The sequence below is a fragment of the Enterobacter cloacae complex sp. 394F7 genome (assembly GCF_057320385.1).
On the sequence record NZ_JBXWCS010000009.1, the window covers coordinates 33392 to 58362 of the forward strand.

Below are 24971 nucleotides of genomic sequence, written 5' to 3' on the forward strand. Positions count from 1 at the left end.
ATCATGACCATCCCCTTTACCCGTTGGCCTGAGGAGTTTGCCCGGCGCTACCGTGAAAAAGGCTACTGGCAGGATCTGCCGCTGACCCACATTCTGACCGACCACGCGGAGAAAGATACCGTCGCCATTATTGACGGTGAACGTCACCTGACCTGGCGCGCGTTCAACCAGGCGGTGAATAACCTGGCCTCCGTCCTGCAGGGGCAGGGCGTGCGTCGTGGCGAGACCGCGCTGGTTCAGCTCGGCAACGTGGCTGAGTTTTACATCACCTTTTTCGCGCTTCTGCAGGTGGGTGTGGCTCCGGTGAACGCGCTTTTCAGCCACCAACGTAACGAGCTGAACGCCTACGCCGCACAGATCAAACCCGCGCTGCTGATTGCCGACCGCGAGCACGCCCTGTTTGCAGGCGATGATTTCCTGAACCGTTTTGTGGATGAACATCGCTCTGTGCGTGTTGTCCTGCTGCGTGGCGATAACGGCGCACATGCCCTGGAGGCGGCCATCGCCCACCCGGCGACCCATTTCATCCCCAACCCCACGCCTGCCGACGAAGTGGCGTTCTTCCAGCTTTCAGGCGGCAGTACCGGCACGCCAAAACTGATCCCGCGTACGCATAACGATTACGACTACAGCATCCGTCGCAGCAACGAAATTTGCGGCATTACCGCGGATACCCGCTATCTGAATGCGCTACCGGCGGCCCATAACTACGCCATGAGTTCCCCGGGTTCGTTAGGGGTATTCATGGCTGGTGGCTGCGTGGTGCTGGCGCACGATCCGAGCGCCACGATCTGCTTCCCGCTGATTGAACGCCATCAAATTAACGTCACCTCGCTGGTACCCCCGGCGGTCAGCCTGTGGCTGCAGGCGATTGCCGACGGCGCGGGCAATGCGCAGCTTAAATCGCTGAAGCTGCTGCAGGTGGGGGGCGCACGCCTCTCCGCCACGCTTGCCGCGCGTATTCCGGCGGAAATTGGCTGCCAGCTACAGCAGGTGTTCGGCATGGCGGAAGGGCTGGTGAATTACACCGCTCTCGACGATACCCCGGAGCGCATCATCCACACCCAGGGCCGTCCGATGTGCCCGGATGACGAAGTGTGGGTGGCGGACGAGCAAGGCAACCCGCTGCCGCGTGGCGAAACAGGACGTCTGATGACCCGTGGGCCGTACACCTTCCGCGGCTATTTCAACAGCCCGGAACACAACGCCAGCGCCTTTGATGCCAACGGTTTTTACTGCTCCGGCGATCTGATTGCCATCGACGAGCAGGGGTACATCACCGTGCAGGGGCGCGAGAAAGATCAGATCAACCGCGGCGGGGAGAAGATCGCCGCTGAAGAGATCGAAAACCTGCTGCTGCGCCATGAGGCGGTGATCCACGCCGCGCTGGTGAGCATGGAGGACAGCCTGTTGGGCGAGAAAAGCTGCGCGTTTCTGGTGGTGAAACAGCCGCTGCGCGCGGTTGAGGTGCGTCGCTTCCTGCGCGAGCAGGGCGTTGCCGAATTCAAACTGCCGGATCGCGTGGAGAGCGTGGATGCGCTGCCGTTAACGCCGGTCGGCAAAGTCGATAAGAAACAGTTGCGCCTGTGGATCGCTGAACGCGCCCGGGCCTGAGGAACAGAGTATGGCTATTCCAAAATTAACCGCTTATGCGCTGCCAACTGCCGCAGAGTTGCCGACAAGTAAAGTGAACTGGGCGTTTGAGCCTGAACGTGCCGCGCTGCTGATCCACGATATGCAGGAGTATTTCCTGAACTTCTGGGGCGAAAACAGCGCGATGATGCAGCAGGTGGTGGCGAACATCGCCAGGCTGCGCACGTACTGTAAAGCACACAACATTCCGGTTTACTACACCGCCCAGCCGAAAGAGCAGAGCGACGAAGACCGCGCCCTGCTGAATGACATGTGGGGCCCGGGCCTGACCCGCTCCCCGGAGCAGCAGCGCATCGTCGCTGAACTGACCCCGGACGAAGCGGACACCGTGCTGGTGAAGTGGCGCTACAGCGCGTTTCATCGCTCGCCGCTGGAGCTGATGCTGAAAGAGACAGGCCGCAATCAGCTGCTGATCACCGGCGTGTATGCCCACATCGGCTGCATGACCACCGCCACCGATGCGTTTATGCGCGACATCAAACCCTTCTTTATTGCCGACGCGCTGGCAGATTTCACCCGCGAAGAGCATCTGATGTCGCTCAACTATGTGGCGGGGCGTTCCGGCCGCGTGGTGATGACCGATGATCTGTTGCCGTCGGTTCCGGCCTCAAAAGCGGCGCTGCGTGAGCTCATCCTGCCATTACTCGATGAAACCGACGAACCGATGGATGATGAAAACCTGATCGACTACGGCCTGGATTCGGTGCGCATGATGGCGCTCGCCGCACGCTGGCGTAAAGTCCACGGCGATATCGATTTCGTGATGCTGGCAAAAAATCCGACCCTCGACGCCTGGTGGGCGCTACTCTCCCGCGAGGTGCAGTAATGGTTTTTGATTTCACCGGCAAAACCGTCTGGGTGACAGGGGCGGGTAAAGGGATTGGTTATGCGACGGCGCTGGCCTTTGCCGACGCGGGCGCGAAGGTGACCGGATTCGATCTGGCTTTCCCGCAGGAGAATTATCCATTTGCTACCCAAACGCTGGACGTATCTGACGCGGCGCAGGTGAGCGATGTCTGCGGGCGCTTGCTCGCCGTAGAGGAACGTCTGGATATACTGGTCAACGCCGCCGGCATTCTGCGCATGGGCGCCACGGACCAGCTTTCGCAGGAGGACTGGCAGCAGACGTTTGCGGTCAACGTTGGCGGGGCGTTTAACCTCTTTCAACAGACGATGGGCCAGTTCCGTCGTCAGCAGAGTGGGGCGATTGTCACCGTGGCGTCCGACGCGGCCCACACGCCGCGCATCGGGATGAGTGCCTATGGCGCCTCGAAAGCGGCGCTGAAAAGCCTGGCCCTCACCGTCGGGCTGGAGCTGGCGGGCAGCGGCGTGCGCTGTAATCTGGTGTCGCCGGGGTCAACGGATACCGATATGCAGCGCACCCTGTGGACCTGCGACGATGCGGAGCAGCAGCGCATTCGCGGTTTTGGCGAGCAGTTTAAGCTGGGGATCCCGCTCGGGAAAATTGCCCGTCCTCAGGAGATTGCCAGCACGATCCTGTTCCTGGCCTCCGATGCTGCCAGCCATATCACCCTGCAGGATATCGTGGTGGACGGCGGCTCCACGCTGGGGGCGTAATGATCTGGAAACGCCATTTATCGTTAGATGCGCTCAATGCCACCAGCCAGAACACGCTGGTGGCGCATCTGGGCATCGTTTATACCCGCCTTGGCGACGATATGCTGGAAGCGGAAATGCCGGTGGATGCGCGCACCCATCAGCCGTTTGGCCTGCTGCACGGTGGCGCGTCGGCGGCGCTGGCGGAAACGCTGGGCTCGATGGCCGGTTTTCTGATGACCCGCGACGGGCAGAACGTGGTGGGAACGGAGCTGAATGCTACCCATCATCGTGCGGTAGCGCAGGGGACCGTGCGCGGCGTGTGTCAGCCGCTGCATCTGGGTCGATCCAGCCAGAGCTGGGAGATTGTGGTGTTCGACGAGCAGGGACGGCGGTGCTGTACCTGCCGGTTGAGTACGATGGTGCTGGGGTAATGTTGTGCGGCCTGTTGCCCTCACCCTAACCCTCTCCCACAGGGAGAGGGAACGGTGTAGTACAAAATTAGAGCATTGAGACGACGCGTTTAAGTAACCGAATTCGCGGCGCAATGGACGCTTTGTCCAGCCACTCCGCCGGGCTGTGGAAGCCCGCGCCAATCGGCCCTAAGCCGTCAAGCGTGGGGATACCCAGCGCAGCGGTGTGGTTGGCATCGCTGCCGCCGCCGACCGCCTGCCAGGTAATGGCGATGCCTTCCGCTTTACCTGCCGCTTCAACCTGCTGCATCAGTGCCTGAGTCGCAACGCTTGCTGCCATCGCCGGTTTGTGATTGACCCGCATCAGCGTCGTCGTCACGCCGTCTAAAAAGCCTTTTTCACACAAGGCTTCCAGCGCCTGATTCACCCGGTCGTACTCGTCGTTTTCCCAGAAGCGCACGTCGAGCTCGGCCACGGCGTGGTCCGCCACCACGTTTGCCGCGCTGCCGCCGCTAATCACCCCCACGTTGAGCGTGGTGCCGCGCGACCCGTCGCTCAGCGCATTCAGGGCAACGATGCTGTTTGCCAGCGCAGTGATTGCCGAACGGCCTTTTTCCGGGTCGTTACCCGCGTGTGCCGCCACGCCCTTGAAGGTGAGGTGATAACCCGCCATACCTTTACGCGCTTTCACCAGAGAGCCATCAGCACGGGCAGCTTCGCACACCAGCACGCAGCGGGAGCGTTGTGCCAGTGCACCGATCCATTCGTGGGAGTATACCGAGCCCGTTTCTTCGTCCGGGTTCATCGCGACCGCGATTGCCAGGCGATCTTTATCCGCAGGATCTAGCTCGCGCATTGCCCACAGAATATTGAGCAGTCCGCTTTTCATATCAGACACGCCGGGGCCGTAGAGACGCGTATCGTCCTCGCTCAACGGGCGTTCGGCCACGGTGCCGGGGGCAAAAACGGTATCAAGATGGCCGACCAGCAGCACGTCGAACTGCTCTGCCTGCGGCTTGTTGCTGACGAAGAGGCCCGGGCCAACCTTCTCGCCCAGGTTTACCTGCCCGGTATGCCAGCCTTCGCGTTGCCAGAGTGATTCTAAAATGCCAGCCACGGCAGCAACGCCCGCGATGGTCTGGGTGCCGCAGTCCACGTTCACCAGGCTTTTCAGCTCTTCAATGTAGCGATCCAGATTCATTTCCTTTTCCTTGTAAGCGGTAAGCGCGCGATCGCGCAGGGTCATTCTGGCGAGGTTGAGCGTAAAAAAAATGATACAAATCATCCCGTAAGGTTGAGCCAGGACGAAAAACGCAGAAGTGTGACCGATGACAGCGACGGGGTTGTTTCAGCCTGAAAGTGATCGACTTAACACTGTGGTGTAAATCTCTGGTTTGACCACGCATTATTGCGTTTCAAAGTTGTTAAATTTTACGCGTTGTTCTAGAAACAAAATGTAACATCTCACTGTTCCACAACAACGGACAACAACTATGAACAACTCAGGGAAATACCTTACATGGGCACTGCTTTCCGTTGTGGGAGCTTTTGCCCTGGGCTATATCGCCCTCAACCGGGGGGAACAGATCAATGCGCTCTGGATTGTCGTTGCCTCCGTCTGCATTTATCTGATCGCGTATCGTTTTTATGGTCGCTATATCGCCAAAACGGTGCTGGCGGTTGACGGCACGCGCATGACGCCCGCCGTTCGTCATAACGACGGGCTGGACTACGTTCCGACCGATAAGAAAGTGCTGTTCGGTCACCACTTTGCGGCGATTGCCGGGGCAGGCCCGCTGGTGGGGCCGGTGCTGGCGGCGCAGATGGGCTATCTGCCGGGGATGATCTGGATCCTTGCCGGCGTGGTGCTGGCGGGGGCCGTACAGGACTTTATGGTGCTGTTCGTCTCCACCCGTCGCGACGGCCGTTCGCTTGGCGAGCTGGTGAAAGAGGAGATGGGCGCGACGGCCGGGGTGATTGCGCTGGTGGCGACCTTTATGATCATGGTGATCATCCTTGCGGTGCTGGCGATGATTGTGGTGAAAGCGCTGACCCACAGTCCGTGGGGGACTTACACCGTCGCGTTCACCATTCCGCTGGCCATTTTTATGGGGATCTACATTCGCTACCTGCGTCCGGGACGCATTGGTGAGGTGTCGGTGATTGGTCTGGTGCTGCTGGTGTTCGCCATTATCTCCGGCGGCTGGGTGGCAGAGAGCCCAACCTGGGCACCGTTCTTCGACTTTACCGGCGTACAGCTGACCTGGATGCTGGTGGGGTACGGATTTGTGGCCGCGGTGCTGCCGGTGTGGCTGCTGCTGGCCCCGCGTGATTACCTTTCCACGTTCCTGAAAATTGGCACCATCGTCGGGCTGGCTATTGGTATTTTGATCATGCGCCCGACGCTGACCATGCCAGCATTAACCAAATTCGTTGACGGTACGGGCCCGGTCTGGACCGGTAACCTGTTCCCGTTCCTGTTTATCACCATCGCCTGTGGTGCGGTGTCTGGCTTCCACGCGCTGATTGCCTCCGGGACCACGCCGAAGATGCTGGCGAATGAAAATCAGGCCTGCCTGATTGGCTACGGCGGCATGCTGATGGAGTCCTTCGTGGCGATCATGGCGCTGGTCTCTGCCTGCATTATCGACCCGGGCGTCTACTTCGCGATGAACAGCCCAATGGCGGTTCTGGCTCCGGCGGGCACCGCTGACGTGGTGGCATCCGCAGCACAGGTGGTAAGCGGCTGGGGCTTTGCCATTACCCCGGATACGTTATCGAGTATCGCCAGTGAAGTGGGCGAGCAGTCGATTATCTCCCGCGCGGGTGGCGCGCCTACGCTGGCGGTGGGCATGGCCTACATACTTCACGGTGCGCTGGGCGGCCTGATGGATGTCTCGTTCTGGTATCACTTCGCCATTCTCTTTGAAGCGCTGTTTATTCTGACGGCGGTGGATGCGGGGACGCGTGCGGCGCGCTTTATGCTGCAGGATCTGCTGGGTGTGATCTCCCCGAACCTGAAGCGTACCGATTCGCTCCCGGCGAACCTGCTGGCAACGGCCTTGTGCGTGCTGGCGTGGGGGTATTTCCTGCATCAGGGCGTGGTGGATCCGCTGGGCGGTATTAACACGCTGTGGCCGCTGTTCGGTATCGCTAACCAGATGCTGGCAGGGATGGCGCTGATGCTGTGTGCGGTGGTGCTGTTCAAGATGAAGCGCCAGCGTTATGCCTGGGTGGCACTGCTGCCTACTTCCTGGCTGCTGATTTGTACCCTGACGGCGGGCTGGCAGAAAGCCTTCAGCCCGGACAATAAAGTGGGCTTCCTGGCGATTGCCAATAAGTTCCAGGAGATGATCGACAGCGGTAAAATCCCGGCGCAGTATACGGAATCACAGCTGTCGCAGCTGGTGTTTAACAATCGTCTGGATGCCGGGCTGACCATCTTCTTTATGGTGGTGGTCGTGGTACTGGCGTTGTATTCTCTGAAGACCGCGCTGGCGGCGCTGAAAGAAGACAAGCCGACAGCGAAAGAGACGCCTTACGAGCCAATGCCTGAAAACCTGGAAGAGATTGTCACCCAGGCCAAAGGGGCGCATTAACCTGTGTGCCGGGTGGCGCTAGCGCTTACCCGGCCTACATTTCTTATCCTCCCTCTCCCTTTGGGAGAGGGCCGGGGTGAGGGAAACAAACGAGAAATGACTTATGTTCGACACCCTTTCCAAAGCAGGCAAATACTTAGGCCAGGCCGCCAAAATGATGATTGGCGTGCCGGACTACGACAACTATGTCGAGCATATGCGGGTCAACCATCCGGACCAGACGCCAATGACCTACGACGAATTTTTCCGCGATCGTCAGGACGCCCGTTACGGCGGCAAGGGCGGGGCGAAGTGCTGTTAACCCTCTTTCGGTAAATAGAGGCTGATCTGTTCCTGTTTACAGCCGTAGATCGCCGCCAGCTTTTCACGGGTGCGCTTTTGCGGACGGGAGTCCAGCGCTTCCAGCTGTGATACGGCAGACTGGGTGATGCCGAGTTTTTCTGCCACCTCCTGCTGGGACATGCCGCGCAGGATGCGCCAGGCGGCCTGCAGGCTGACGTTCTGCCAGGTCATGATGCTGCAAACCTCACCTGGAAGTTCAACGTCATCCAGCTCATCGTGTTCGACTTCAATATCCTCCAGATCGTCGTCGGTTTCGTCGTCGATTTCCGCCATCTGCAGGCACATACGAAAATATTCATCATAGGGAATAACCACGTACTGCGTTTTTCCGTTATCGTCCTTAATTAGCTGAACAGCCATAGGTGGCTTTCTCCTCGTGCAGGTAAGTTGTTGATGTTCTGCGCTTAACGGCCAAAACATAACAATGGTTATCGGGTTCGTCCCGAAGCGTATAGACGATGCGGTAATCGCCAACGCGTACTTTAAAAATGCCTTCTTTGCCCCATTGGACCAGACAATCTTCATCCGTACCTCCACTGTACGCCCACACAAAGTATAAGGAAATAATAAGACTATTAGATAAATTCCGAATTTCTTATGGGCTACTGTAGAGCGGAGAACAAATGCAGGTAAGAGGCAAAACGCAAACCGTCGAGGCGGTGCGAAAACGCCTCTGCCGGGCGACAGAGGCTTGCAGAAAATGTGCGATCAGGCGTTCAAACCGCCGTCCACATCCAGCCCCGTACCGGAGATCTGTCCGGCGGCCGGGCTGGCGAGGAAGGTGACCGCCGCCGCGATATCTTCCGGTTGTCCGTAATGACCGACGGCAATCATCTGACGCTGGGCTTCTGCCTGTTCGCCGTCCTCCGGGTTCATATCGCTGTTGGTTGGGCCGGGATGCACCAGGTTCACGGTAATACCGCGGGGCCCCAGATCCCGCGCCAGACCGCGCGTGAAGGAGTTAAGCGCGGATTTGGTCATGGAGTAGACGGAGATACCCGGCATCGCCACGCGGTTTGCCAGACAGCTACCGATATTGATAATGCGTCCGCCGTCAGACATGTGTACCAGCGCTTCCTGAGTGGCGATCACCACGCCGCGAATGTTGACGTTAATCAGGGCATCGATATCCGCCAGCGTCATGGACTCCAGCGGGCCGCCGCGGGCGATACCGGCGTTATTGACCAGAATGTCCAGTCCGCCGAGGGTGCGCGCCGCATGGGTGACCGCGTCCTGAATAGCCTCTGCGCTGGCGCTGTCGGCCTGAACCGCCTCACTGTGCCGCCCCAGTGCGCTTATCTCATCGACCACGGCCTGGGCTTTATCGACGGACTTTTCATACGTGATAACCACATCGGCACCGGCGCGTGCCAGCGACAGCGCGATAGCACGGCCCAATCCCCGGCTGGCACCGGTAACCAGCGCTTTCTTACCTGTTAAATCGATCTGCATGATGACCTCGTTGCGAGAGTGGTGAGAATCATCATTAGGTATAGTCGCTCGGCGCGTTTAACGGCTGAAGTATTCCACTTTCTCGAATGCCGCGCGCAGAACGTCAGGTGTGAGCGCCACGGGCAAATAGTGAATCGACTCCACCGGGCGCAGGGTGTGATTGATGACCTTGTCCAGTTCGTCACGGTTGTTGATATCCACCTCCAGCTCGCGAAGCCGGGTCGGCAGGTTAAAGCGCTGATACGCGGTGACAAGCTGCGCCAGCACGTCGTCCTGACCGAGCAGGGCGCTTTGCACCAGAATGCCGTAGGCCACTTTGGTGCCGTGCAGGTATTTTTCCGTCTGCGGCAGGACGGTTAAGCCGTTATGCACCGCATGTGCCGCCGCCACGCGCGTATAGCGTTCGCCAAGCCCACCGACCATGCCGCCACCGGCGATAATGGCATCCACCACATCCCTGAATGCCTGCGTTGCTTCGCTGCGCTGCTGGTCAGCCAGCGCGTCCTCGCTGCGTTCCAGCAGCACGTCGCGGATAGCCAGCGCGCCGTTAATCCCCAGACGTACGGTCAGCGGCAGGTGTTCAGGCTGCGGTGCGAGTACAACCGCTTCATACCACTTCGCCAGGGTATCGCCGATACCAGCCAGCAGGTATTCCGCCGGGGCGTTAAGGATGATTTGCGGCTCCACCAGCACCAGGAAGTTGGCATCGTCGAAAATTTCAAACTGCAGCGCCTGCCCGGCATCGTTGTACCAGACGGAGAGCGGCGTCCATGCCGCACAGGTAGCGGCGATGGTCGGGATACCCACGAACGGAACGCCCAAACGACGCGCCACGGCTTTGACCGTATCCATCACCGCTCCGCCGCCAACGCCAATCACCACGGCCGCCTCGCTGCCGGATTCATTCACCAGATGGGTGACGTCACGCTCGCTGCAGTGGCCTTTGAACAACAGGTGTTTTGCGCCGGGGGCCGCAAAGCTCTCCGGCAGGTAGGGACGAGCGCCTTCAAGCGCGCGTTCGCCGTAGATCCACACCGCGCGGGAAAGCTGCTCCGGGGTGAAGAAGTCATGCAGATGCGCAAGGCTTCCGGGGTGAGAAAAGTAGTTCGCCGGGCCGGGAACGACGCGGATATCGGTGTTGCTCATGGTGTTGTCCTTTTTAGCAAGCGCTAACCCGATGTTATGTCTGGACATCCGGATGGCTAATAATATTTGGCTTTATCTTATGCCTTTTCTGTCGTTGTCAGTCAACCGGAGCTGTGAAAAATTCAATAAATCAAACTATTAATGAGGATCCTACGCGGATGGTTTCCAGTCGCCTTGAGATGCGCGGTATCAGCCTGGCCTTTTCCGGCTTTCAGGCACTGTCGCGCGTGGACTTTACCCTGAACGGCGGATCGGTGCATGCATTGACCGGGGCTAACGGCGCGGGGAAATCGACGCTGATGGCGGTGCTGTGCGGAACGCACGATCGCTATGAGGGGGAGATCTGCATTAATAACCAGCCGGTGACGATCCGCGAACCGCTCGATGCCAAACGGCTGGGGATCCACCTTGTGCAGCAGGAAGTGGACGTGGCGCTGGTTCCGGGGCTGAGCATCGCTGAAAATATCATGCTCGACCAGCTGGCGCAGCCGGGACATCGCTACCGCTGGCGTGCTATTCGTCAACAGGCGAAGCAGGCGCTGGCGCAGCTCGACGTTGCGCTGGACATTCGCCGTTCCATCGACAGCTGTTCGTTGGCTGAAAAACAGCAGATCCTGCTGGCGCGGGCGCTGTCACATCACTGCCGTTTTTTGATCCTCGATGAACCTACCGCACCGCTGGATGCCCACGACAGTGAACGCCTGTTCGCGGTGGTGCGGCGTTTAAAGCAGCAGGGCATTGGCGTGGTGTTTATCTCGCACCGCATTCATGAGCTGAAAGCCATCTGCGACACCTTAACGGTGCTGCGCGATGGCAAGCTGATTGAGACCGGCCCGATGGCGGATCTCAGCGGAGAAGCGATCGTCGAGAAGATGCTCGGCCACGAACTGAGCGATATCTACCCGCCAGCCCGTCCTGTGCATAGCGACGAGACGCTGCTGCGGGTGGAGGGGCTGCACGACGACGCATTGCTGAAAGATATCTCCCTGCATCTGCGTAAAGGCGAAATCCTTGGCATTGCCGGGCTGGCGGGCGCAGGCAAAACCGAACTTTGCAAGGCGCTGTTTGGTGCCAGCAAAAGCCGGGTGGAGCGTGGCGAGCTCAATCATCAGCCCTGGAAACCGCGCGATCCGGCCGATTCCGTGCTGCGCGGGCTGGCGCTGGTACCGGAGGAGCGGCGCAAGGAGGGGATTTTCATCGACGAGCCGGTGAGCATGAACCTGGCCGTGACGGCAGATAACAGCTTTTCGCGCTGGAGTCTCTTTGGTCATCGTCAGGCGTGGCGCTGGGCGGAAGAGGTGATAGCCCGCGTCGGCGTGCGAACACGCGGTCCGGGGCAGGTTTTACGTCGGCTTTCTGGCGGTAACCAGCAGAAGGTCGCCATTGGCAAATGGCTGCGCAATGACGCCAGCGTGCTGATATTCGACGAGCCGACCAAGGGCGTTGACGTCAAAGCGAAGACCGATCTGTTTCAGCTGATCGACGGTCTGGCGCGCGAGGGCAAAGGGGTGATTTACGCCTCGGGCGAATTTGCCGAACTGGTAGGGCTGTGCGACCGCATCTGCGTGCTCTGGGACGGACGCATCGTGGCGGAAATCCCCGGGGCCGAGGCGCGGGAAGAGACACTACTTTATTATTCAACCGGAGGAACGGCGTCGTGAGCAAAGCCCTTTCAGTGACCGCGGCGGCGTCTGGCCGTCAACAGATTTTCGATTTTCTCTACCGGTGGGGCATGTTGCTCACCGTGGTGGCGCTGGTGGTGGTTTTTGGCCTGGCCTCAGACAGCTTCCTCGATCCGAACAACATCATCAACATTCTGCGCTCGATTGCCATCGTCACGGTGATTGCCATTGGCGTATCGATTTCACTGACCGTGGGCGGGTTCGATCTCTCCGTTGGCTCCACGGCGTCGCTGGCGAATGCGCTGGTGATTTCGCTCTTCGTCTGGCACGGCTTCGGCACCACCGAATCGATTGTGATCACCCTTGCGCTCTGTACCCTGGTCGGGCTGTTTAACGCCTTTCTGATCGTTATTCTGCGTATTCCGGACATGCTCGCGACGCTTGCCAGCCTGTTCGTGATACAGGGCGTGGCGATGACCTACAGCTACGGCGGGTCGATTACCGAGAACATGGTGCTGCCGAGCGGTGATATGGCGGAAGGAACCATTCCGGCGGCGTTCAGCCTGCTGGGGCAGGTGCCGACCATCGTCATCATCATGCTGGCGGTGACCCTGCTGGCACAGCTGGGATTGTCACTGACCACACACGGCCGGCGCATGTACGCCATCGGCGGTAACCCGGAGGCGGCGCGCCTTTCAGGCATTCGCACCACGCGCTACAAGGTTGCGGCCTACGTGCTTGCCTCGCTGCTGGCCGGACTGGGCGGGATTTTGCTGGCCTCGCGCATTGGGTCGTCGCAGGTGAATGCGGGCGGCGGGTATCTGATGGACGCGGTGGCGGCAGCGTGGATCGGCTTTTCGCTGGCCGGTTCCGGCAAGCCGAACGCGCTTGGAACGCTGGTGGGGGCGGTCATTCTGGGCGTGCTGTCGAACGGGCTGGTGATGCTCTCCGTACCGTATTATGCCATGGACATTATAAAAGGGCTGGTGCTTGCCGTGGCGCTGGCGATTACTTACATACAAAAACGCTGACAACACAACGGGATAAAAAATGAAAAAGATTGCACTCTCTTTGGTGGCTCTTGGGTTACTCACCTCTCTGCCGGGCTTTGCGGCCACGCCTGCACCGGTTCCGGCGGCCATTGCCAACCACGACGGCCCCATTCGCATTGCGGTGATCCGCAACCTTGGCTCGGATGACAACACCACGCAGTTTGTCGCCGGGGCGATCCAGGAAGGAAAAAAACTTGGCTTTAAGGTCAGCACCTTTTTAAGCAACGGTGACGACGCAAAATTCCAGGACTTTGTGAATCAGGCGATCAGCCAGAAATATGACGGGATTATTCTCTCTCAGGGGCGTGATCCGTATGCGACCGCGCTGGTGAAGAAGGCGGTGGATGCCGGGATTAAGGTTTCGGTGTTTGATACCGCCGTCAAAGGCGAGATCCCAGGCGTGACGGTCACCCAGCAGGACGATGCCTCCCTGACGAATCTCTCCTTCGGCCAGCTGGCGAAAGATTTCAACGGCAAGGCCAATATCGTCAAGCTGTGGGTCGCCGGTTTCCCGCCGATGGAGCGTCGTCAGGCGGCGTATAAGGAACTGCAGAAACAGTACCCGAATATCAAAGAGCTGGAGTCTATTGGCGCGGTGTCGTCGGACGTGCAGGGCGATACCGCCAACAAGGTCGGGGCAATTCTGGCGAAATACCCGAAAGGTAAAATCGACGCTATCTGGGGCACCTGGGACGCCTTCAGCCAGGGGGCGTATAAAGCCCTGAAGGAGAATGGCCGCACTGAAATCAAGCTCTACAGCATCGACATCTCCAACCAGGATTTACAGCTGATGCGCGAGCCGGGAAGCCCGTGGGCAGTGAGCGTGGCGGTGGATCCGAAGCTGATTGGGGCAACTAACGTGCGTCTGATCGCCAACAAGATTGCCGGGGAGCCGACGCCTGCAACCTATGATTTTAAAGCAGCGGCGATCCCGCAGGCGCTGCTGACCGCCCAGCCGGGCGCGGTGAACGTGGCGTCGCTGGGGAAAATCATTCCGGGCTGGGGACAGACCGAAGACTTTATTGCGCCGTGGTTTGCGACGCTGGAAGCGAAAAATAAATAAAAACAAGCCGGGTGGCGTCTGGTGCTGCCTGATGCCCTCACCCCGGCCCTCTCCCACCGGGAGAGGGGGAAAACCAACAGGAGCTAAAGGTGACAACATTACCCACCCCTGAATACAGCCGCAATATGCGGCTGATTGGCCATAGCGACCAGGGCGGTCGCCCGGACGGCGTGCAACTGATGGTGCACCGCGGTTATGCGTATATTGGCCATATGGTGTCGCAGGGCTTTTCGATTGTTGACGTGCGCGACCCGAAAAACCCGAAAGCGGCGGGTTATGTACCTGCGCCGCCCGGCACCTGGAATGTGCATTTGCAGGCACACGACGATTTGCTACTGGTGATTAACGCCCGGGATCTGTTTGCCGATGCCCGCTTCGCCGATGAAAAGGTCTACTACACCCGTCAGGTGGGGGAGACCGTCAGCGACGTGCAGGACAAAGGCTGGAGCGCCGGGCTGCGCGTGTTTGATATCTCCACGCCGGACAGGCCGCGTGAAATCGGTTTTCTGTCGTTAAATGGCATTGGCATTCACCGCATCTGGTACGTCGGCGGTCGCTGGGCCTATGTGTCGGCGCTGATCGACGGCTTTACCGACTATATCTTCCTGACCATCGACCTGGCCGATCCGCGTAAGCCCGAAGTGGCAGGGCGCTGGTGGCTGCCGGGCATGAACCAGGCCGCAGGTGAACGGCCAGAGTGGCCGGAAGGCAAACGCTATGCGCTGCATCATGCCATTATCGCCGGGGATACGGCTTACGGCAGCTGGCGTGACGGTGGTTTAACGCTGCTGGATGTCAAAGATCGCACTCAGCCGAAGCTGATTAGCCACCGCAACTGGAGCCCGCCGTTTGGTGGCGGGACGCATACCGCGCTGCCGCTGCCGGACCGCGATCTGCTGGTGGTGCTCGACGAAGCGGTGCTCGACAACCAGGAGGACGGCGAGAAGTTCATCTGGCTGTTTGATATCCGCGAGCCGTCGAACCCGGTAAGTATCTCCACCTTCCCGCAGCCGGATGAAAGAGACTACGTGGCGAAAGGCGCGCATTTCGGCCCGCATAATCTGCACGAGAACCGGCCGGGAAGCTTTGTCAGTTCCACGCTGATCTTCGCCACCTTTCAGAATGCAGGGGTGCGTGCGTATGACATTTCGAATCCCTACCGCCCGGTGGAAACGGGGGCGCTGGTACCTGCTGCACCTGAAAGGATGATGGATACACGCCCGAATCGCCCGCAGGTGATCCAGTCGTGTGATGTTTTTGTGGATGCGCAGGGAATTATTTATAGCACGGATTATAACGGCGGATTGTCGGTGATTGAATATTTAGGCTGAGAGGGGAAGGGGTGCTGAAATATATTTATAAGGTGAATGCTTATATTTATAGATTCTTAAAATAAACGCGCCGACTTTATCTTTAAGTCCTGATACGTACTATGGCTTTTTTTTATTCAAGGATGAATTTAATGAGCCTGAAAAAATGTGCAGCCTGGTTGCAAATAGCACTGCAACTCCTTCCGCCGTCGTTATTTTCGTTGGGCGCGACGCCCGTCGCCGCGCAGGATAAGGTAGCCGAGCCGCAAACCACCGAGCGGGTAGTGGCACAAACCGCCGTGCAGGCGGGGTCACTGCTGGAGAGCGGCAGTGGCCGTTCTGTCGCCAGCGCAATTACGTCCCAGGCAACAAATACCGCCACGCAGGAAATTGAGTCCTGGTTAAATCAATTCGGTACCACGCGTCTGAATATCGGTACTGATGAGCATTTTTCCATTCAGGACGCGGAGTTAGATCTGCTTATCCCTTTATACGAGCAAAAAACGTCGCTGGTGTTCACCCAATTGGGTGGTCGTCGTCACGACGACAGAAATATCGTTAATGTCGGGTTTGGCTACCGTGAATTTAATACCGCATGGATGTGGGGCGTGAATACCTTTTACGATCGCCAGGTTTCGGCGAATCAGCATCAGCGCCTTGGTGTTGGAGCCGAGCTAGGCTGGGACTATCTGCGTCTTTCAGCCAACGGCTACTACCGTTTAAGCGACTGGATGTCTTCGTCCCGCTATCGCGATTATGACGAGCGCGTGGCGAACGGCTTTGACCTGCGTGCAACCGGGTATCTTCCCGCCTATCCGCAGCTTGGGGCGAACCTCGTCTACGAACAATACTATGGTCAGCACGTCGGGCTTTTCGGTGACGATGAGGACGATCGTCAGAAAGATCCTTACGCCGTAACCGTTGGACTGAGCTACACGCCCGTTCCGCTGGTTACCCTGGGTGTAAACCAAAAAATGGGTAAGGGCGAGGCATCGGATACGCAGTTTAACCTTGCGGTCAACTGGGCGCCGGGCGTGCCGCTGCGCACGCAGCTTGATGCGGACCAGGTGGGGGCACGCCGTACGCTGCTGGGGTCACGTCAGGAGCTGGTCGATCGTAATAACAATATTGTCCTGGATTACCGTAAGCAGGAGCTGATTTCGCTCGCACTGCCAGAAAACATCGCCGGGAATGAAAATGCCCGCCAGACCGTAACCGCGAAGGTTAAAACGAAATACGGGCTCGAACGCATCGACTGGCAGGGTGACAATTTGATACGTAACGGCGGCAAAATCACACCGGGTGCCGATCCGGCCCAGGTGGTGATTACGCTTCCAGCCTGGAAAAATGGCGGTTCCAACGCGTATACGTTAACCGCAACGGCCTGGGATAAGCACGGTAACGCTTCTGATACCGCGCGGATGACGGTGAACGTAAACGGCATGGACGTGACCACGCTGCAGCCCAGCCTGACGGCGTCTCCGTCCCGCTTACCGGCGGATGGCACCAGTCAGTCGGTATTAACATTGGCGCTAAAAACCGCATCCGGCGAGGCTGCAACCGGGTTATCGGAGCGTCTTGGCGCATCGATCACCCTGAAAAATGCCGTTACAGGCACCGCGGCGCCTGTCGCACCGCAAATAAGCGCGTTTCGCGAAACGAGCAGCGGCGTATACAGCGCAACGCTTATCAGCGGAACCGCGCCTGCCACCCTCACCATTCAGACGTTCATCGACGGCAATATTAAGCTTGCTACCGCCTCTGTGACTGAAGAGGCGGTGTCCGAGGTTGTGGAACTTGCCTCACTCAGTCCGTCGGCCGTAAGCGCACCGGCAGACGGCGTAACGCCAATTGTCGTTGTGGCAAGCGTTGTCGATCGGTCCGGCAATCCCGTTTCGGGGCAAGAGGTGAAATGGACAGCGGATAACGCTGCGGTTCAGCTGTCTGCTGAACGCACCCTCACCAATGAGCAAGGGCAGGCCAGCATTCAACTCATTAGTCGTGACGTGGTTGCGACGACAGTGAGTGCGCAACTGGCGGACGGTAACCCGCTCTCTACCCCGACGCTAAAATTTGTTGCGGACAGCGCCAGCGCACAGGTGAGATCGGTCAATGTCGATAAAACCCGCATTGTTGCCAATAACAGCGACAGCGTATCGTATACCGCGCAGGTCGCAGATAACAGCAATCATCCGCTTGAAGGCGTGACGGTTAACTGGACGGTGAAGCGGGAAGATGGCACGACCGCAGGAAGCAAAACCTCGGTTACCGACGCCGCCGGAAACGCAACGCTGTCGCTGTCGTCAGCAAAAACGGGCGTTGCCTGGGTTTATGCTGATGTAAATCAGCAGAATGCGGTGAAAGCGGAAGCCGTAACGTTTGTCGCAGACACCAGCACGCAGCGTATCGCCGCCGTGGTGGCCGATAAGCAACAGGCCGTGGCCAACGGCAGCGACAGTATTACCTGGACGGCGCAGGTGCGCGATCTGCAGGGTAACGCCATTTCGGGCGTAGAGGTTAACTGGTCGGCAGATAACCCAGACGTTAAGCTCGCCGCCAGCAGTACGCGGACGGATGCGCAGGGCAATGCCTCGCTGGTGGTTACCTCGCTGAAATCAGGCAGCGTTGTAATCACGGCTCAGACCGCTGAAAGCGCACCCGTTCGTGCTGACAGTGCAACCTTCACGGCCGATCTCACGACCGCGAAAATGACGGAGATGGCCGCCGACAGCGTGACGGCGGTAGCCAATGGCACCGACGGTATCACCGTGCGCACTACCGTTGTGGATGCCAATGACAACCCGGTTGACGGAGCGAAGGTTGGCTGGGCGGTGAGCCCTTCCGGCGCGACGTTGTCCGATACGAGCAGCGTGACGAATGCATCGGGTGAGGCGAGCGTGACCTTACGTTCTGAAACCGCGGGGGAATATTCTCTTCAGGCCACGTTCGGCAGTGACACGTTACGCGTGACAAAACTGACCTTCACCGGTGACACCACCACGGCAAAGCTGGCTACCCTCACGGCGGATAAAACGACCGGCATTGTGGCTGACAGCGATACCGTACTGTTAACCGCAACCGTGGTGGACAGCCATCAGAACCCTGTACCAGGCGTTGCCGTTAACTGGAGCAGCAGTAATGCGGCTGATGTGACCCTGACGCCCGTTTCAGCAATGACCAATGCGCAAGGGCAGGCTGAAACGCGCTTCTCATCGCGCAAAGCGGGCAACATGACGGTTACCGCGACGGTGAATGGTAGCGGTCAGACGCTTACTCTCTCCGTGACCGGTAATCCGGCGACAGCGCAATTTACGAGCCTGAGTGCGGATAAAAAAGAGGCGGTGGCTGACGGGAACGCGACCATACGCTGGACCGCCACCGTCGAAGACGCCAACCATAACCCGCTTAGCGGTGTGGATGTGGCGTGGCGTGTAGATAACAGCAGCGTGAAGCTTGCCAGCGCCAGCACAAAAACCAACGAAGCGGGTCAGGCGGTTGTAACGGCGTCAACGACAACGGCCGGAACGGCAACGGTTAGCGCAACAGTTGTCGGTTCAACGGCGGCGATAAACGCGGAGCCGGTAACATTTATTGGCGATGCGACCACTGCCAGGGTTGAGAGCCTCAAGGCCAGTTCTGACCACGCGGTAGTCAACACCGACCGCATTACCTACACCGCAGTGGTGAAAGACGTAAACGGTAATGCCGTCAAAAATGCGACGGTCAACTGGAACACCACGCTTAATACCCTTTCAGCGCAAACCAGTGTGACCAATGGCAGCGGCGTGGCGACCGTGAAGCTGAGTGGTCCGGATACCGGTACGGCGAAGGTGAGTGCAGAGAGTAATAACACCACTAAAACCGATCAAACGGTTGTGTTTATTGCCAGCTATTCAGCCATGTGGAGCGTCACCGGTTCGACAAGAGCATTCAGTACGGGCGCAATATTTGGTTTCCCTTCGCTTGGGTTTGTGGCAACGGGAAGTACGCAGGGGCCGACGTCCCTGGTATGGACCGCAGAAGGTTACAGCACGCTTGTCGTGCCGATGAAGGACGAACAAGGCAATACCCATGACGTGAAGATTCGCGCGCAGCGCAGATCGGATTGCTCCACCCGTCCGTTCAATGTGGCGGTTCTGTGTAGCAGTTGGGAAACCACAGGCTATAGCGCCAGCCTTAAGTATGTTGAGGCCGATAACCCGGATCTCCCGAGCGGGGTTTACCGTGGGGATATCAAGTTTGCCGGTAAAGACTGGCATTCATCGTGGTCTCTCGATTACACCGTGACCACCACGCTTACCAAAAACTGATGCAAAAACCTCCCGAAAGGGAGGTTTTTTTTAACTGTACTGGCGCACTCTTGCCACCAGCTCTTCCACGCTGTCGATGCGATCAGCAATCACAATCAGCGCTTTACCCAGCGTGATGGCGTGGCGCAGACATTCGTGACGCATCGCGTCGTCCTGAATGGTATCGATGTCCGCGACGTGTGACAGCCCCACACTGCGGCGGATCAGCTCCGTTCCGCAGAAACCAATGGTATCTCGCCAGACCTTTTTCAAAAATTCAGAGGCATAGCCCGGCGCACTCAGCGCGGCATCCCGGGTTTTCTCGTGCGCCAGCGCCTGGAAGCGCTCCGCAAAGGTATTCCATAACGCCTGAATGTCGATCAGACGCTGTTCCCGGGCGGCAGCGGCATCGCGGATGCCTAAATGCCCCGGCAGGCCACAGAAGTTCAGCAGCAGATTGCCGATGGCGGTGCCCACGTCAAACCCAATCGGGCCAAAGTAACCGAATTCGGCGTCGATCGCTTTCAGGCTACCCTCGGCCACGAAAATCGATCCGCTGTGGATATCCCCGTGCAATAGCGCTTCGGCGTGGGAGAAGAAGCGATGCTTCAGGGAGGCCACGGCAATTTTCAACTGATCGTCGTCGCGCAGGGCGGCGACATCGTTTTCCAGCTCTGCCGGATAGTTGTTGCGCTCGTGGATCTGGTACGGATCGTTAAAGAACAGATCTTCAGTGATCTCGCACATCTCCGGGTTAATGAACTGGGCAACCTGCGCTTTTTTCTGGTGCGGGTGCAGGTAAAAATCGCTGGTGTGGAACAGCGTGTGCGCCAGGTACTCCCCCAGTTGACGCGCAGCCTGCGGGTAGGCGTTATTCTTAATCAGCTCCCCGCGCCAGATGCGATGGTCGGAGAGATCTTCCATCACCATGACCGCCAGTTCCGGGTCAAAATGATGAATTTTCACGGTATGCTGCGGGCTGTGTTTGTAATGCTCCACCAGCGTTTGCGCCTCAAGACGGGCGCGGTCCAGCGTCAGCGGCCAGGACTCACCGACGCAGCGAACGTATGGCAGCGCCTGTTTTACGATGATGCGGCTCACGCCCTGAGCATCGAAAATTTTGAAGACCAGATTGAGATTGCCGTCGCCTACTTCCTGCGCCTCTACCAGTGATGATGGATTATCAAGGCCGCCAAACTGCCTGGCATACTCCACGGCGTCCTGGGCGGTAAAGGTACGGTATTGCGACATTGCCTGCTCCTCACTGATTTGCGAATAAAGACATTTAGACGTCTATACATCTGGATTTCATCCTGACACAATGTGCTACAACAACGCAACAGGGAATTAACGACATGCAGACATTACAGACGACCAGCCTGCGGGTGGCGGATAATCAGCTCTTTATTCTCGACCAACAGGCCCTTCCGCAGGAGAAACGCTGGCTTGACGCCTCAACGGTCGAGGCGCTGGTGGGGCATATTCACGCCCTTAGGGTGCGCGGTGCGCCGCTGATTGGTCTCTCTGCAAGTCTGCTGCTGGCGCTGCTGGCGGAAAAGGGGAAAAGCCGCGACGAGCTGGCGCTGGCGCTGGAAACGCTGCGCGCTGCCCGCCCGACGGCGGTCAACCTGATGAACAATCTCGACCGCATGAAGCAGGCGCTCTGGCAGGAAGATTTCGTTCCGGCGCTGGTGACGGAAGCTCTGCGACTGATTGACGAAGACAGGCAGCTTTGTGACGCCATTGCGACAGCGGGCAGCGCGCTGGTGAAGCCCGGTAGCCGCCTGCTGACCCACTGTAACACTGGCGGTCTGGCAACCGCAGGCGTCGGCACTGCGCTGGGTGTTATTGCTCGCGCACATCAGGAGGGCAACGTCAGCAACGTCTGGGTGGATGAAACCCGTCCGCTGCTGCAGGGCGGCAGGCTGACCGCGTGGGAGCTCGGCGAGCTGGGCGTGCCGTATCAGCTGATTACCGACTCCATGGCCGCCAGCCTGATGGCAAAAGGGGAGGTAGATGCCGTGTGGGTGGGGGCAGATCGTATTGCCGCCAACGGCGATGTGGCCAACAAAATCGGCACCTATTCCCTGGCGGTGCTGGCGAAATTTCACGGCATTCCGTTCTATGTCGCCGCCCCGCAAACCACCCTCGACCCGGCGTGCCCGAACGGTGAGGCGATCCCGATTGAACAGCGCGCGGCCAGCGAAGTGACGGGCGTGGCGGGAAGCTTCGGCGCGGTACAGTGGGCACCGGAAAATGCGCAGGTTTACAACCCGGCGTTTGACGTCACCCCAGCCTCGCTGATAAGCGGCTGGGTACTGGATACGGGCGTGGTCACGCCGGAAGCGGTAGCAAAGGGGAAATTCGCCTGAGTCCGGCTATCCTTGTAAGGGGTTCCCCTGAGAGGACAACATCGTGACGCTCGATCCCGAAACAGACTTAAAACTGGAACGCGTGGTGGATGCACCGCGCGACCTGCTGTGGCTTTGCTGGACGACGCCAGAGCACATCAAAAACTTCTTTATTCCTGCCCCCCATAAAGTGACCGAATGCGACCTCGACCTGCGCGTGGGTGGACGATTCAATACCGTTTTCGACGTGGACGGGCAAAAAATGGACAATAAAGGTGTTTTCCTGGAAATCGATCCCGGTAAAAAGCTGGTCTTTACCGACGGCTATACCGAAGGGTGGAAACCGGCCGAAAAGCCGTTTATGACGGCGATTTTGTTGCTGGAGGATCTCGGGGAGGGCAAAACCCGCTATACGGCGATTGCGCGCCATCCCACGAAAGAAATCCGTGAGCAGCATGAACAGATGGGCTTCCATGAAGGCTGGGGGATCGTGCTGGATCAGCTGGTGGGGTATGTGAAGTCTCTCAGACCCCCTCTCCCTTGAGGGAGAGGGTTGGGGTGAGGGGGAGCATACGGTGATAGTGTTAAAGATGGGGGCGTTTTCTTGTCGCCCTTCTCTGACGAAAAATGGGTGTCCCCTTTTCATCAAAATACCTTTCCGGCCATATCACTTCAGGCGAGATGTTGAGCGCCTGAGCGATTAGCCATTCCCCTTTAGGCCATGGCCGGGAAAGCGCATTTGCCAGTGTAGATGATGATAGTCCAGCCTTACGTGACAAGGCTGCCAGGCTTGTTCCGTGTTTCTTTAGCGCGGCAACGATATCGGCAGGATGCCAGTTTTTATCACGCATTGTATCCTCCTTACGTAAGTTCGTTACGGGCTCAATTATCCCGTTTTGGGATAAAAAGACAATGGGAGGATATTCGATTTCAGGATATTTGTATGGAATCGGAACAATGGCCTCAGTTTATTCAGATGAATACCAGCGAGTTATCAATGCGTTGAAGAAGGCACGTAAAGAGAAAGGGATTACTCAGACGCAGCTTGCGGAGGCGCTGGGAAAACCGCAGTCGTTTATCGCTAAAGTGGAAAGTGGTGAACGCAGGTTAGATGTGGTGGAGTTTGTGCATTTGGCAAAATTGGTTGGGGCAGATGTGCAGAGGATTATCGCCAGTATTTAATTAATGTGTGACTGCGGAAATGACCACCAGAGCTGTATGTTCCCCCTCACCCCAGCCCTCTCCCAAAGGGAGAGGGAGCAATTTTCACCTATGCCAGACGCGGATACGCATCCGCAATCGCATCACCGGTAAACTGCGCCACCCAGCCCTCCGGATTATCGAATATACGGATGGCCGTAAAGTTTGGCTCTGAGCCCATATCAAACCAGTGTGGTGTGCCCGCCGGTACCGAAATCAGGTCGTTTTTCTCGCACAGCACCTGATACACCTCATTGCCAATGTGCAGGCAGAACAATCCCGCGCCTTCCACGAAAAAGCGCACTTCATCTTCGCCGTGGGTGTGCTCGTTGAGGAATTTCGCGCGCAGCGCTTCTTTTTGCGGGTTGTCGGCGCGCAGGCTGATCACATCCCAGCTCTGATAGCCTTTCTCCGCGACCAGTTTGTCGATGGCATGCTGGTAAGCGTCAATGACCACTTCTGGGGCAGGGTCGCGCCCTAAATCACGGTCAGCCGCCCAGCGTTCAAAACGCACGCCTTTGGCGTTGAGCTGTTGGGCGATCTCGGCGGCGTCGGTGCTGTGCCACAGGTGCTTACTGGCGTCTTTATCGGAATAAATGGTTAATGCGCTCATGAAGGGATCTGCTCCGGGTTAATCTCGTCGAACTGGTGAACCTGATGATGGTGGCTTGCGCCGTCATCATCACCGCGAATCAGCTGCAGGGTGCGAAAACCGGCCTGCTCAGCGGCGTCCAGCTCCTGATGGATATCCGACAGGAACAGGATCTGCGACGGGGCGATGCCCGTCTGCGCCGCAATATTCTGATAAGACTGCACCTCACGCTTGGCACCAATATGGGTATCAAAGTAGCCGCTGAACAGATGAGTAATATCACCTTCATCGCTGTAGCCAAATAACAGTTTCTGCGCAGCGACGGAACCAGAGGAATAAACATAGAGATCAATGCCTTGTGCTTTCCATTTTTCCAGCGCGGGCAGCACGTCCGGGTAGAGATGGCCGGTAAAGTCGCCGTTGACGTAACCGTCGTGCCAGATAATTCCCTGCAGGGCCTTCAGCGCCGTCGATTTACGGTCTTCATCCATAAAGGTGAAGAGGGTCTCGATAAGATCGCTGACGCTGGCGTGCGGAGTGTCGATTTCATCGCGCAGGTTGTCCAGAATCGATTTGACCGGCTCGGCGTACTGCTGGGCGGTGACGAAGGCCGCCAGACGCTCACGCGCATAAGGGAACAAAACATCATGGACAAAACGGATATCGCTGGTGGTTCCCTCAATATCCGTCACAATTGCGCGAATCATATCTTCTCCAGTTGTCGTAAACGCATTTCGCATTCAAATAAGAATTCCAATCCTTCCAGATGACGGCGGGCTTCGGCCACATCACGTCCCCAGCAGGTTAAGCCATGGCCGCGCAGAAGAAAACCATAATTAAGCGGGCGCTCCTGGGCGTAATGGGCGATTCGCGAAGCGAGGGCGTCTATATCCTGGTCGTTATCGAATACCGGAATGGCAACCGTAGCCAGATGCGTGGTCTGCCCGGTGAGGGATTTTTGCATCTCAAAGCCGCTGATGTGCAGCTCCGCCTCTTTCACCAGCCGCGAGAGCACCGTGGCGTTCACCGTGTGGACGTGCAGTACGGCGTTGGCCTCCGGGAACAGGCGATAGATGAGCGTGTGTAACCCGGTTTCGGCCGAAGGTTTACGGCCAGAGGGCGCGCGATTGGTGGCGATCTCCACCTGCAGAAAATCATCCGGCGTGAGGCTGCCTTTGTCTTTGCCGGATTCACTGAGCCAGCACAGGTTTTCATCCTGACGTACCGACATGTTGCCGCCGGTGGCGGGGGCCCAGCCTTTGGCGCCAATCCAGCGGCAGGCTTCGACCAGTTGCGTGAGTTGCAGGTTGTCTGTCATTTCCTTTTACCC

23 protein-coding genes are annotated in these 24971 nt (G+C 58.2%); 14 read left to right on the forward strand and 9 right to left on the reverse strand.

Annotated elements, in window-relative coordinates; genetic code table 11:
• Positions 1-3 precede the first annotated feature (3 nt).
• Genes entE through entH form a run of 4 tightly spaced genes read left to right on the forward strand, consistent with a single transcriptional unit; the run spans position 4 to position 3644 of the window.
• Complete coding sequence (gene entE, locus AC2FAK_RS14275) at positions 4-1614, forward strand: (2,3-dihydroxybenzoyl)adenylate synthase EntE (RefSeq protein WP_045293345.1); 1611 nt, start codon at positions 4-6, stop codon at positions 1612-1614.
• Between the two features lie 10 nt (positions 1615-1624).
• Positions 1625-2479, forward strand: coding sequence for an isochorismatase (locus tag AC2FAK_RS14280; protein ID WP_013097632.1), 855 nt, complete (start codon positions 1625-1627; stop codon positions 2477-2479).
• Entirely contained in the window at positions 2479-3231 is a 753-nt protein-coding gene (gene entA, locus AC2FAK_RS14285) for a 2,3-dihydro-2,3-dihydroxybenzoate dehydrogenase EntA (protein WP_013097631.1), read from the forward strand. The genes AC2FAK_RS14280 and entA overlap by 1 nt, the downstream gene beginning before the upstream one ends.
• On the forward strand, positions 3231-3644 hold the full coding sequence (gene entH / locus AC2FAK_RS14290; protein WP_047351875.1) for a proofreading thioesterase EntH: 414 nt from the start codon (positions 3231-3233) through the stop codon (positions 3642-3644). Before entA ends, entH begins: the two co-directional genes overlap by 1 nt.
• A gap of 67 nt (positions 3645-3711) precedes the next feature.
• On the opposite strand, the gene AC2FAK_RS14295 is transcribed toward entH, so the two are convergent.
• Positions 3712-4824, reverse strand: coding sequence for a M20 family metallopeptidase (locus AC2FAK_RS14295; protein ID WP_095454720.1), 1113 nt, complete (start codon positions 4822-4824; stop codon positions 3712-3714).
• 292 nt (positions 4825-5116) lie between these two features.
• Between AC2FAK_RS14295 and cstA the strand changes: the two genes are divergently transcribed.
• Together cstA and AC2FAK_RS14305 are read left to right on the forward strand one after the other, a co-directional pair.
• A complete protein-coding gene (gene cstA, locus AC2FAK_RS14300) occupies positions 5117-7222 on the forward strand; it encodes a pyruvate/proton symporter CstA (protein ID WP_095454643.1) in 2106 nt (701 codons plus the stop codon).
• 103 nt (positions 7223-7325) lie between these two features.
• Positions 7326-7523 (forward strand): YbdD/YjiX family protein, encoded by a 198-nt coding sequence (locus AC2FAK_RS14305; RefSeq protein ID WP_013097627.1) that lies wholly within the window; start codon positions 7326-7328, stop codon positions 7521-7523.
• Here AC2FAK_RS14305 and AC2FAK_RS14310 read toward each other — a convergent pair.
• From AC2FAK_RS14310 to AC2FAK_RS14320, 3 genes are all read right to left on the reverse strand, one after another.
• Entirely contained in the window at positions 7520-7924 is a 405-nt protein-coding gene (locus tag AC2FAK_RS14310) for a helix-turn-helix domain-containing protein (RefSeq protein WP_013097626.1), read from the reverse strand. The two genes, AC2FAK_RS14305 and AC2FAK_RS14310, sit on opposite strands and share 4 nt — an antisense overlap.
• 348 nt (positions 7925-8272) lie before the next feature.
• Positions 8273-9016 carry an SDR family NAD(P)-dependent oxidoreductase gene (locus AC2FAK_RS14315; protein WP_013097624.1) on the reverse strand — a complete coding sequence of 248 codons (744 nt, stop codon included), beginning with the start codon at positions 9014-9016 and terminating at the stop codon, positions 8273-8275.
• 57 nt (positions 9017-9073) lie between these two features.
• Entirely contained in the window at positions 9074-10162 is a 1089-nt protein-coding gene (locus AC2FAK_RS14320) for an oxidoreductase (RefSeq protein WP_095454642.1), read from the reverse strand.
• Between the two features lie 158 nt (positions 10163-10320).
• Here AC2FAK_RS14320 and AC2FAK_RS14325 point away from each other — a divergent pair, with 158 nt between their 5' ends.
• The 5 genes from AC2FAK_RS14325 (at position 10321) to AC2FAK_RS14345 (ending at position 19519) form a co-directional block, all read left to right on the forward strand.
• Complete coding sequence (locus tag AC2FAK_RS14325) at positions 10321-11823, forward strand: sugar ABC transporter ATP-binding protein (protein WP_095454641.1); 1503 nt, start codon at positions 10321-10323, stop codon at positions 11821-11823.
• Positions 11820-12815: an ABC transporter permease gene (locus AC2FAK_RS14330; protein ID WP_013097621.1), complete on the forward strand. Its 996-nt coding sequence runs from the start codon at positions 11820-11822 to the stop codon at positions 12813-12815. Before AC2FAK_RS14325 ends, AC2FAK_RS14330 begins: the two co-directional genes overlap by 4 nt.
• 19 nt (positions 12816-12834) lie before the next feature.
• A complete protein-coding gene (locus AC2FAK_RS14335; protein ID WP_095454640.1) occupies positions 12835-13899 on the forward strand; it encodes a sugar ABC transporter substrate-binding protein in 1065 nt (354 codons plus the stop codon).
• Positions 13900-13988: 89 nt separating this feature from the next.
• Positions 13989-15230: an LVIVD repeat-containing protein gene (locus tag AC2FAK_RS14340; RefSeq protein ID WP_028028043.1), complete on the forward strand. Its 1242-nt coding sequence runs from the start codon at positions 13989-13991 to the stop codon at positions 15228-15230.
• Positions 15231-15361: 131 nt separating this feature from the next.
• Entirely contained in the window at positions 15362-19519 is a 4158-nt protein-coding gene (locus AC2FAK_RS14345; protein ID WP_095454639.1) for an Ig-like domain-containing protein, read from the forward strand.
• A 30-nt stretch (positions 19520-19549) separates the two neighbouring features.
• Here the strand turns inward: AC2FAK_RS14345 and mtnK are convergent, their stop codons facing one another.
• Positions 19550-20749 carry an S-methyl-5-thioribose kinase gene (gene mtnK, locus AC2FAK_RS14350; protein ID WP_095454638.1) on the reverse strand — a complete coding sequence of 400 codons (1200 nt, stop codon included), beginning with the start codon at positions 20747-20749 and terminating at the stop codon, positions 19550-19552.
• Positions 20750-20853: 104 nt separating this feature from the next.
• Between mtnK and mtnA the strand changes: the two genes are divergently transcribed.
• On the forward strand, positions 20854-21870 hold the full coding sequence (mtnA, locus tag AC2FAK_RS14355; RefSeq protein ID WP_038418891.1) for an S-methyl-5-thioribose-1-phosphate isomerase: 1017 nt from the start codon (positions 20854-20856) through the stop codon (positions 21868-21870).
• A 43-nt stretch (positions 21871-21913) separates the two neighbouring features.
• Positions 21914-22393, forward strand: a complete 480-nt coding sequence (locus AC2FAK_RS14360) for an SRPBCC family protein (RefSeq protein ID WP_013097615.1) — start codon at positions 21914-21916, stop codon at positions 22391-22393.
• Between the two features lie 40 nt (positions 22394-22433).
• On the opposite strand, the gene AC2FAK_RS14365 is transcribed toward AC2FAK_RS14360, so the two are convergent.
• The gene (locus tag AC2FAK_RS14365) at positions 22434-22700 is read right to left on the reverse strand and encodes a helix-turn-helix domain-containing protein (RefSeq protein WP_058650492.1); all 267 of its coding nucleotides are present in this window, start codon (positions 22698-22700) and stop codon (positions 22434-22436) included.
• A gap of 106 nt (positions 22701-22806) precedes the next feature.
• On the opposite strand from AC2FAK_RS14365, the gene AC2FAK_RS14370 reads away from it, so the two are divergent.
• Entirely contained in the window at positions 22807-23031 is a 225-nt protein-coding gene (locus tag AC2FAK_RS14370) for a helix-turn-helix domain-containing protein (protein ID WP_047351880.1), read from the forward strand.
• 88 nt (positions 23032-23119) lie between these two features.
• On the opposite strand, the gene AC2FAK_RS14375 is transcribed toward AC2FAK_RS14370, so the two are convergent.
• Genes AC2FAK_RS14375 through AC2FAK_RS14385 form a run of 3 tightly spaced genes read right to left on the reverse strand, consistent with a single transcriptional unit; the run spans position 23120 to position 24959 of the window.
• Positions 23120-23662 carry a 1,2-dihydroxy-3-keto-5-methylthiopentene dioxygenase gene (locus AC2FAK_RS14375; RefSeq protein ID WP_023621337.1) on the reverse strand — a complete coding sequence of 181 codons (543 nt, stop codon included), beginning with the start codon at positions 23660-23662 and terminating at the stop codon, positions 23120-23122.
• Positions 23659-24348, reverse strand: a complete 690-nt coding sequence (gene mtnC / locus AC2FAK_RS14380; protein WP_020685649.1) for an acireductone synthase — start codon at positions 24346-24348, stop codon at positions 23659-23661. Before mtnC ends, AC2FAK_RS14375 begins: the two co-directional genes overlap by 4 nt.
• Complete coding sequence (locus tag AC2FAK_RS14385) at positions 24345-24959, reverse strand: methylthioribulose 1-phosphate dehydratase (RefSeq protein WP_013097612.1); 615 nt, start codon at positions 24957-24959, stop codon at positions 24345-24347. The genes mtnC and AC2FAK_RS14385 overlap by 4 nt, the downstream gene beginning before the upstream one ends.
• Positions 24960-24971 lie beyond the last annotated feature (12 nt).